Origin of the sequence: Mesotoga sp. HF07.pep.5.2.highcov (assembly GCF_003666285.1) — a bacterium.
In the GTDB taxonomy this organism is placed as follows: domain Bacteria; phylum Thermotogota; class Thermotogae; order Petrotogales; family Kosmotogaceae; genus Mesotoga; species Mesotoga prima.
The window spans coordinates 1-9,270 of the sequence record NZ_JFHJ01000427.1; the positions used below are offsets into that span (position 1 = coordinate 1).

Annotated in this window: 8 protein-coding genes and 1 tRNA gene; 8 read left to right on the plus strand and 1 reads right to left on the minus strand. The window is 45.8% G+C overall.

Annotation, left to right across the window (positions count from 1 at the left end; translation table 11 throughout):
* Nucleotides 1-588, plus strand: a 588-nt coding sequence (locus tag BG32_RS08935; RefSeq protein WP_183084315.1) for a glutamate mutase L, incomplete at its 5' end; no start/stop codon positions are given.
* 88 nt (nt 589-676) lie between these two features.
* Nucleotides 677-752, plus strand: a tRNA-Gly gene (locus BG32_RS08940).
* A 1-nt stretch (nt 753) separates the two neighbouring features.
* Here the strand turns inward: BG32_RS08940 and BG32_RS08945 are convergent.
* Entirely contained in the window at nt 754-1,254 is a 501-nt protein-coding gene (locus tag BG32_RS08945) for a dihydrofolate reductase family protein (RefSeq protein ID WP_006487461.1), read from the minus strand.
* Between the two features lie 82 nt (nt 1,255-1,336).
* Here BG32_RS08945 and BG32_RS08950 point away from each other — a divergent pair, with 82 nt between their 5' ends.
* The 6 genes from BG32_RS08950 to disA form a co-directional block, all read left to right on the plus strand.
* Nucleotides 1,337-3,307 (plus strand): hypothetical protein, encoded by a 1,971-nt coding sequence (locus tag BG32_RS08950; protein WP_121526702.1) that lies wholly within the window; start codon nt 1,337-1,339, stop codon nt 3,305-3,307.
* Between the two features lies 1 nt (nt 3,308).
* Nucleotides 3,309-3,986, plus strand: coding sequence for a tRNA1(Val) (adenine(37)-N6)-methyltransferase (locus BG32_RS08955; RefSeq protein ID WP_121526703.1), 678 nt, complete (start codon nt 3,309-3,311; stop codon nt 3,984-3,986).
* 4 nt (nt 3,987-3,990) lie between these two features.
* Entirely contained in the window at nt 3,991-4,620 is a 630-nt protein-coding gene (gene tmk, locus BG32_RS08960) for a dTMP kinase (RefSeq protein WP_121526704.1), read from the plus strand.
* Between the two features lie 5 nt (nt 4,621-4,625).
* Complete coding sequence (locus tag BG32_RS08965) at nt 4,626-7,115, plus strand: ATP-dependent Clp protease ATP-binding subunit (RefSeq protein WP_121526705.1); 2,490 nt, start codon at nt 4,626-4,628, stop codon at nt 7,113-7,115.
* 96 nt (nt 7,116-7,211) lie between these two features.
* Nucleotides 7,212-8,537, plus strand: coding sequence for a DNA repair protein RadA (radA, locus tag BG32_RS08970; protein ID WP_121526706.1), 1,326 nt, complete (start codon nt 7,212-7,214; stop codon nt 8,535-8,537).
* A partial coding sequence (gene disA, locus BG32_RS08975) for a DNA integrity scanning diadenylate cyclase DisA (RefSeq protein WP_121526707.1) occupies nt 8,524-9,270 on the plus strand: 747 nt, incomplete at its 3' end. The genes radA and disA, both read left to right, overlap by 14 nt.

Sequence of the window (9,270 nt, forward strand, 5' to 3'; positions counted from 1 at the left end):
ACCGATGTCGATTCCGTTACAGACGGAGATCCCGAAATAGCGTCGATCTTGCTGGCTCCCGAGCCAAGATCAAAGAGAACGGTTGAAGGTGATCTTGGAATCTATGTAAACGCCAGTCATGTAATAGAGCAAATCGGAAGAGATGAACTGGGGAAAGAGTTTCCCGACCTTGAGAACATCCTTCGAAACCTAACTCCTTATCCAAAGAATGACCGTGATGAGGCTTTCTCCTTGAAGTTGGCCGCATACTGTTTCGAGACCTCTATCCGAAGACACGCTGGAACCATAAAACAGCTCTATGGTCCGACTGGTAGAACCGAAGTTGCTTATGGGAAGGATCTGACCGCCGTGAAATCGGTGATCGGCACCGGAGGAATCCTTAGTAGATCGAAATTCTCTTCGAAGATTATGAAGATCGTACGGACTCTCTCCGCGAAACACGAAAAAGAGTTGTTGCCTAAATCCAGTGTAAGATTATTCCGGGACAGAAATTACATATTTGGCGCAGTTGGTCTGATTTCGACCGTCGATTTACCTTCTGCTAGAGATCTGGTTCAGAACTCTCTTGAAGAGCTGAACACGACTTGAATTCGGTGCTCGGCTAATTCGTAAGTCCAGATTGACAAGCGTTTCCGATTGACAAGCGTTTCCTCGGGGTGATAGAATCTCCATGAATGCGGGTGTAGCTCAGTTGGTAGAGCATCAGCTTCCCAAGCTGAGGGTCGCGGGTTCGAGTCCCGTCGCCCGCTCCAATTATTTGACTTCGTATACGGTTAGAATTGCTTCCCCGAGTTTTCGAAACTCCTTTAGGCTGAGATCTAGGTCGCGTTCCATAGTTTCTCCCAACCCGGCGATGCCCGTTCTTATAATCGGTTCAAAAGTAATGTGGAGTTCATTGACCAGGCCCAAATCCGCAAAGTGATCGAAAGTCTCGGCGCCGCCAATCAAGCACACCTCATCGTGCCCCTTTCTCTCCAAATCTTCGAGAAGTTCTTTTGGGGTTGAGGATGTGAAGATGAGGTTTTCGGATGGTCTATAATAGTCTGGATTTCTCGTCAATACGATGTTGAGCCTGTCAGGAAGGGCCCTCCCGATAGCTTCGTGGGTCTTCCTCCCCATTATCACTATGCCGACACTTGAGGTCAGGGATTTGAAGTACCTTTTGTCTTCTCTCGATGTCCACTCTGTCTTATCGTCTTCTGATAATGAGATCTTTCCATTCAACGTACTTGCAAAAACCGCAATGACTTTCACTTTGAGCACCTCCCAGTTGACGATGTCCAATGATCTTCATTTTATCTTTTTTTGACTCTCCGAACAATGCCAGAGAGTCAGTTTGATCAAGATATGTTATTCTTCTTTAGATGGGAGAGTGAAAGAGATTAAGAGGATTGCCTGGAGAGTCTTGATTTTCGCTATGCTTCTCATGTTGATTTCTTGTAGTAACAGCACAAATTACGCGGTCTCGATAAAGCAGATTGACTGTGAAGGTTCAACCTGTAATTTGAGGCTGGAGATTTCCGAAGACGGGCTTAGTCTTCCGGAATTCCTTATCACTTTGGATCGCCCTCCAGTCGACGGAAGTGATGGAATTAGAATCAAAGGAACAGAGATTTCTTTAGATCTGAAGGAGGCGGGGAGCCACACGATTTTTGTCACTTTGGTCGATGGTAAGAGATTCTTAAGCACCCCGGTTTCCAAAGAAGTAATTATAAATCTGAATCCTCCCGATGCACCTGATCTCACTTGGAGCCTTTCTCAAGGTGAGCTCAAACTGTCTCTTCGAAGCGATAGTTCCGATTCGGTCACTGACTATCGCATTCTTGTCAACAACGTCTTGCACAGCTCGACCCAAGGAACATTCTCATTTCCCGTTGATCGGGATGCCCACTATGTTATTCAGGCCTTTTCGGTGGCTGGCAATCTAAGATCCGACCCCTCAATTCTTGATCTCAAGCTTTCGGAGGATTTTGCCCCCGAAGTAGAGCTTACTTCTGTGCTTCCTTTTACGAATGGCGCAGTCGATATTACTGTCGTCGATGACTGGGATAGAACAAACGATCTTTCTATAAAGGCCTTCCTTGAGGAGAGTAACATTCTTCTGCTTTTTGATGGAAACAGGTTGATTCCTGAGATACCCCTTCCCGAGGGTATAAATACACTTGTTGTTCGGGTCGCCGATTCATCGGGAAACGTGACCGAGTTAAAGAGGGAGCTGAAAACAGTCCGAAAGACCTCGGTTGAAATTCCTGAACTGTACATCGAGGAAGGCACTATTAGGAACGCAAGATGGACGACGCCAAAGGGCATGGTTGAACTTCAGAGATACATTGATGGCGAATGGATAACTCTGTCTACCCACAGTTCGGAAGAGGAGTCATCAATAATCGCAAAGGACAGCATTTCTGAAAAAGGCGATCTTTACCGAATTGTTGTGGACTCTGATAATGAGAAACTGCTGCCTTCAGTTCCGGTTTTTGCAAAGGAAAGTCTGTTTAGGAGATTTAGCACGGAGTTCATATCGTCTTTTCTCGGAATGGATGCGCTGCTAGTCGGCGGCAATTCCTACAGATTTTACGGAAACATCGTCGTTCGAGACAACACTGTCATGAGAGTTGAATCGGGCACGTCTCTGACGATTCCCCGAGGAAACACTCTTCTAGTTAGCGGTGTTCTTGATCTGGAAGGCTGGAAGGATAGAATAAAAGTGAATCCCGGTGGTTCCTCGGGAACAATTGAGGTAACAAATAACGGAGTTCTTATTGCCAGGAGCGTTGATTTCAATAATTCCACTGTATCGATTGAAAATGCTGCCGTTGCGGTGTTTGAGGATTGCACGCTGTCAGGAGATCTGAAGATTAGTGGAGCCAGAACGGTTCAAATATACAACAGCCATTTCAGCGGAGATATGGAGATCGAGAACGTTAGAGAGCTGCTGATTCATCAAAGCGATTTTTCGGGAAGCAGTCTGGTTTTGAGTGGTTTGGGTAGGGTTTCGCTTTCTAGAAGCTCTTTACGATTCCATTCTCTCGAGATAGTAGATTCGAGGCTTGAAGCGTATGAATCGCTTTTCGAAGCTGAAGGTTTGTTTGTTCAAAAGACATCTCATCTGTTGCAGACAAGAGGTACCTTGATAGAAACTGAAATCACCGTTTCCGGTGCATCATCTATCCATATCGAAGAACCCAATTTGACCGGAGAAGTCAAGATAGAGCTCAGAGACCTTTCAAGGCTGAGTCTGCAGAAGGATTTCGAAGGATCGATCGAGATTGTTTCGGATGAGAAGTCGGCAATAAAGGTATTTTGAAATGGGAAAGAAGTTTCGCGATTTTGATCCTTACGTTCTAGAGGCTTTTGATTTCGATTTCTCTTCTAAACACGCACGCATCAATCATGGGACGGTTTTGCTATCCTGGTTCGTCGAACCCCCCAAAGGTTCGAGAAAAGCGCTTGAACTGGGTGCAGGCAGCGGAGTGATTTCCATTTATTTGGCCAAAATCTTCGGACTTGAAGTGACGGGAGTCGAAGTTGATAGAGAATTACACACAGTTGCGACAAAGAACGCTTCACTGAACGGGGTTGAAAATCTCACAAGATTTGTGAACTGCGACATAGATGATTATGCGGCAAACAACAAGGGAGAGGTATTCGATATGGTAGTCTCGAATCCTCCTCATTTTCTTCATTCCGGTGTAGAAAGTTCCGATGGCAAAAGAAATAGGGCGAGGAGAATCGACCCTGAACTGGCTATGATCTTCGCCTCCGCAACAAGTAAGTTGCTCAAAAATAGAGGAGCTTTCTTCTTTTTACTCCATCCGAGGGATCTAACGAAGTGGGTCCGCCTGCTTGAGGATTTGAAGCTTGGAATCCATAAAATGCGTTTCGCACATGGGTCGATGGAAGGACAGGCACAGTTGGTATTAGTGAGTGGGAGAAAGAGTTCATCTTCTGAAATCGTTGTAGAACCTCCCATAAGGATGAGGTGAAGTTATGTTCATCAGTGTAGAAGGAATTGATGGATGTGGTAAGACGACTCAGATAAAACTTTTAGCGGAGTATTTGAGTCAATTAGATGTAGAATTCATAATTGTCAGGGAACCCGGAGGAACAAAGGCCGGTGAAGAGATAAGGGACATACTTCTCCATAAGGAGTATCATTTGTTCTCTGAGTCTGAGCTTCTACTCTTTATGGCGGCACGTGCGCAGATAGTTAGGGAGGTCATAAGGCCCGAGCTTGAGAAAGGCAAAACGGTGATTGCTGACAGATTCATGGATTCATCAGTTGCCTATCAGGGAGTGGGTAGACGACTGGGTAGAGAAATAGTTCAAGCTATGAACGCATTCGCGGTAGGGGGAACCGTTCCCGATATTACCTTGTACATTGATGTACCGACCGATGTAGCTATTTGTCGGATGAGAAAAGAAAAGAAAAATGATAAAATAGAGATGGAGAATTTAGATTTCTTCGAAAGAGTGAGAAAAGGATATGAGAAACTGATGGTAGAGAATCGTGAGAGATTTGTTCGGATAGATGGAAAACAATCTGAAGAGAAAGTTCAGACTGATATCAGGAAGTCGTTGCGGGTTTTGTTTGATAAGAAAAATCAAAATGGGAGGTGACTGAAATGTACTTCGACAAGTTTTCTGAAGGTGCTGCGCAGGTCTTCGTGACAGCCCAGGACGAGGCGAGAAGTCTCGGCCACCCTTATGTTGGAACTGAACACCTCCTTCTGGCGATCATTAAAGTAGAAAATGAGCAGACAACTAGGATTCTGAGAAACTACTCGATTACATACGAGAGAATCTCCAGAGAAGTCACTTCGATGGTTGGGACTAACGTTCATCAATCTGTAGTAGGTGCCCCGCAAATGACTCCCAGAGCACGTAGAGTCATTGAGCTGGCAAATGATGAATCTAAGATGCTGGGGCAAGACAAGATTGATGTAGAACACATAATGCTCGGAATCGTTCGCGAAGGAGAGGGCATAGCTGCCCATATATTGAAACAGATGGGAGTCAACTTATCTCAGCTGAGAAGGGAGATCATTGAGAACATAACAGGGGACTGGGAAGAAGGTGGAGAACAGCCCGAGAATGTTTTTGCTCAACAGAGTTCCACAATGAGCTCCGCCATTAAGCAACTTGAAGGTTTTGGCATCGATCTCACTGCCATGGCAAAGGCGGGTAAACTTGATCCGATAGTTGGCAGGGAGATTGAAAGGCAGAGATTGATGGAGGTTCTGTCAAGGAGAAAGAAGAACAACCCCGTCTTGATCGGTGAGCCCGGTGTTGGGAAGACCGCTATTGTTGAAGGCCTGGCGCAGATGATCGTAGATGAAGAGGTTCCTGAAACACTTAAGAATAAGGTAATATTCGCGCTTGACGTTGCCTCTCTCATAGCCGGAACTAAGTATAGAGGTGAATTTGAGAAGAGACTGAAGAAACTGATTCACGTGGTCAAGACAAATGGAAACATAATTCTCTTTATCGATGAGGTTCACACGATTGTTGGAGCAGGCTCTGCAGAAGGTGCGGTAGATGCTGCTAATATTCTGAAACCGGCTCTTGCGAGCGGAGAAATAAGGTGCATAGGTTCAACGACTCCCGATGAATACAGAAAGTACATAGAAAAAGATGCCGCACTGGAGAGAAGATTTCAGAAGATATATGTGACGGAACCTACTCCAGAAGAGTCTGTGGAGATTCTGAAAGGGATTAGACATAAATATGAGCTCCACCACAAAGTGCACTATACGGAAAAGGGTTTAGAGGCAGCGGTGACTCTATCGCACAGATATGTGTCTGATAGATTCCTGCCGGACAAGGCCATTGATATCATTGATGAGGCCGGCTCCAGAGCTCGGTTGAAGAAGCTCACTATACCGGATGAGCTTAAGAAAATGCAGAGTGACATTGAGTCTCTCAAAATCAAGAGAGAAACTGCCGCAGCCGATCAGGAGTATGAAAAGGCCGCTCAACTCAAAGAAAAGGAGCGTTTAATACAGCAAAAGTATAGAGATGGGTATAACGATTGGAGGAACAGAGTAGACTCTGAGATCGTCACGCTCGATGATGATGAAGTTGCCGAAATAGTTTCCAACTGGACCGGAATTCCGCTTAGGAAGCTAGAGGAAACTGACAGCGAAAAGCTCCTTACTCTTGAGAACGCTCTTCATCAAAGAATTGTATCTCAAGATGAGGCCATCTCCGCAGTTGCTAAGTCGATAAGGCGTGCAAGAAGCGGGCTAAAGGATCCCCGTAGACCGATTGGTGCCTTTTTGTTCCTCGGACCGACGGGAGTCGGAAAGACCGAGTTGGCGAAGGCCCTTGCGGAATATCTCTTTGGCGATGATAAGGCTCTCGTGAGATTTGATATGTCGGAATACATGGAGAGATTCTCGGTCTCCAGATTAATTGGAGCTCCACCAGGCTATGTCGGTTACGATGAAGGCGGTACGTTGACTGAGAGAATCAGGAAGAGACCGTTTTCAGTAATCCTGTTCGATGAGATTGAAAAGGCTCATCCTGATATCTTCAACATTTTGCTTCAGATAATGGACGACGGACGGCTCACCGATTCCCAGGGGAGACAGGTAGACTTCAGAAACACCATAGTCATAATGACGAGCAACCTGGGCGGGGAGTTCATAAACAAGACAAAGTCATCGATCGGATTTGTAGAGTCGAGTCACGAAGAAAAAGAATACGAAGCGATGAAAACCTCCGTTCTAGAAGAGGTAAAACGTACTTTCAGGCCGGAATTTCTGAACAGGCTCGATGAAGTTGTGGTTTTCCATCAGCTCACGAAGGATCAAATAAAGACTATCATCGATATTCTTATGAACGACATGAGAAAGAGACTGAATGAGAAGCATCTGAAGTTGGTACTTTCAGAGGCCGCCCAGGAGTTCCTCGTTGAAGAAGGATTCAATCCCGTGTATGGTGCTCGGCCTCTAAAAAGAGCCATACAGAAGTATGTTGAAGACCCTCTTTCCGAAGAACTGCTTAGAGGGAGATTTCAGGACGGTGATCTGATTACGGCCGAAGTTAACAATAGGGTTCTGATCTTCAAGAAGAAAAAAGATGAGAAGACTGAAGTGAAGGCTATCACCTAGATTCATTGATTGGCGAGGTTTCGGGGGGGCACTAGTGGCCCCCTTTTTTAAAATACTAACGGAGGTGTATCTCCGTATATTACGGAGTCGTTCTAGATGAAGAAGAAAAGAAGCTATGTCTGCGATGTGTGCGGCTATGAATCGCCCGCTTGGTTTGGTCGTTGCCCTTCATGCCATGAGTGGAACACTGCCATATCGTTTGTTAGCGAAGGAGATAAGGACGAAAACACTTCTGTTGCAGATATAGAAGTAAGACCGCTTTCGCAAATTGACACGACCGAATCATCTAGAGTTGACACGAAAATTGAAGAACTCAATAGATCACTTGGAGGTGGAGTCGTTCCGGGAAGCGCGGTTCTGATCAGCGGAGAACCTGGTATAGGCAAATCGACACTCATGCTCCAGCTCTCGGCGCTGATCGCCGGAGAAAGGCCCGTCCTGTATATATCGGCAGAGGAATCTGCGCGTCAGCTAAGATTGAGAGCGGAGAGGCTCAAAATCCAAAGGAAGGAACAGATAGAAGTAGTATCGGCTACCGAGATAGACTTTCTGGGATCTTTGGCCATTGAAAAGTACGGCATGATTGTCGTCGACTCGCTGCAGACAATAAAGATGTCTTCTGTACCTTCTTTGCCTGGTTCTGTAGTGCAGGTCAGGGAGTGCGCTAACATGTTGGTTTCTCTTGCAAAATCCTCTGACATTCCCGTCCTGATTGTGTCACACATTACAAAGGGAGGTCAAATCGCTGGCCCAAAACTTGTGGAGCATCTTGTAGATACGGTGTTGTACTTCGAATCTAGTAAAACCGGCTTCAGATTCTTGAGAACCATTAAGAACAGATTTGGGCCTTCAGACGAAATTGCTGTTTTCGAAATGACTTCGGAAGGTCTCAAAGAAGTTCCCGACATCAGCAGTCTGTTTGTTGAGGACTACATTAGCGCCCCCGGAAATGTCGTTTCAGCAATCTATGAGGGTTCCCGAGCTATGTTGATAGAGGTACAGGCGCTGGTTTCAAAACCCGTTTATGGTACACCAAGGAGACTCGCCTCGGGGATACCTCTTGAAAGGCTTCTTCTTGTGACCGCAGTGCTGACAAAAAGAGCGGGAATTCCTCTTGACAGCCTAGATCTCTATATGAACGTGGCGGGAGGACTGCAGATAGAAGATACTGGTGTCGATCTGGCGATCGCAGCTGCTTTGATTTCATCTTATACAGATACTTCAATACCCGAAGGTGTAGCTTTCTTCGGTGAGATAGGTCTTGACGGAACCGTGCGCTCAGTTTCTTCTATGGAGAAAAGAATCGAGAGGGCGAAAAAATCATCCTTCATGAGGATAGTTGCACCGGAAGGAAGAAATGGTATAAAAGATGTAAAGCAACTCTTAAAATTCATCGGAGGTATGAAGAGTGGAAAGGAGTGAACTGATAGAAAAAATCAAGAAAATTGCCCCGGGAACGCCCCTCCGTCACGCTCTTGATGATATTCAAGATGCCAACGTCGGCGGATTGCTGTTTTTTGTTGACGACTACAAGAAATACAGTCATTTAATGCAGATAGGATTCCTTCTAAACTGTCAGTTCAATCCGAACAAACTCTATGAACTGGCAAAGATGGACGGGGCCATTGTCGTCGATGACGACCTTACTACAATCGTCGGCGCAAACGTCCAGTTGATACCCGATCACACGATTCCTACAAATCAGACTGGGATGAGACACCGGGCTGCAGAGAGGATGGCCAAAGAAACAGGTAGGATGCTTGTTGCAATTTCAAAGAGAAGAAATACGATGACGATCTTTCTAGGGGACTTCGCCTACACTCTGAACAATGTGGAGACTCTCACTTCAAAGATCACTCAGACGATAAGAACGGCAGAGAAGTACAAAGAGGCATTCATCGAGGCTTTACAGGGTATAGAGTTCATGGAACGGGCCGGGTCTCTTACTCTTTACGACGTTGTGAAGACAATCCAGAAAGGACTCATGGTTGCTCTTATCTGTGAGGAAGCGGAATTCACGATAGCCGAGCTGGGCAACCACGGAAGATTTCCTTCAATGCAGCTTACGGAGATCCTCGTCAATGTTAATGAGGAGATCGAGAGTTTAATCCTGGACTTCCACGAAGAGTTACTGGATCAAGATAGCCTGGAGGAA

Excerpts from the sequence above, each read along its gene's own strand:
- radA (WP_121526706.1), top strand. The coding sequence starts at position 7,212 with ATGAAGAAGAAAAGAAGCTATGTCTGCGATGTGTGCGGCTATGAATCG.
- BG32_RS08965 (WP_121526705.1), top strand. The coding sequence starts at position 4,626 with ATGTACTTCGACAAGTTTTCTGAAGGTGCTGCGCAGGTCTTCGTGACA.
- tmk (WP_121526704.1), top strand. The coding sequence starts at position 3,991 with ATGTTCATCAGTGTAGAAGGAATTGATGGATGTGGTAAGACGACTCAG.
- BG32_RS08955 (WP_121526703.1), top strand. The coding sequence starts at position 3,309 with ATGGGAAAGAAGTTTCGCGATTTTGATCCTTACGTTCTAGAGGCTTTT.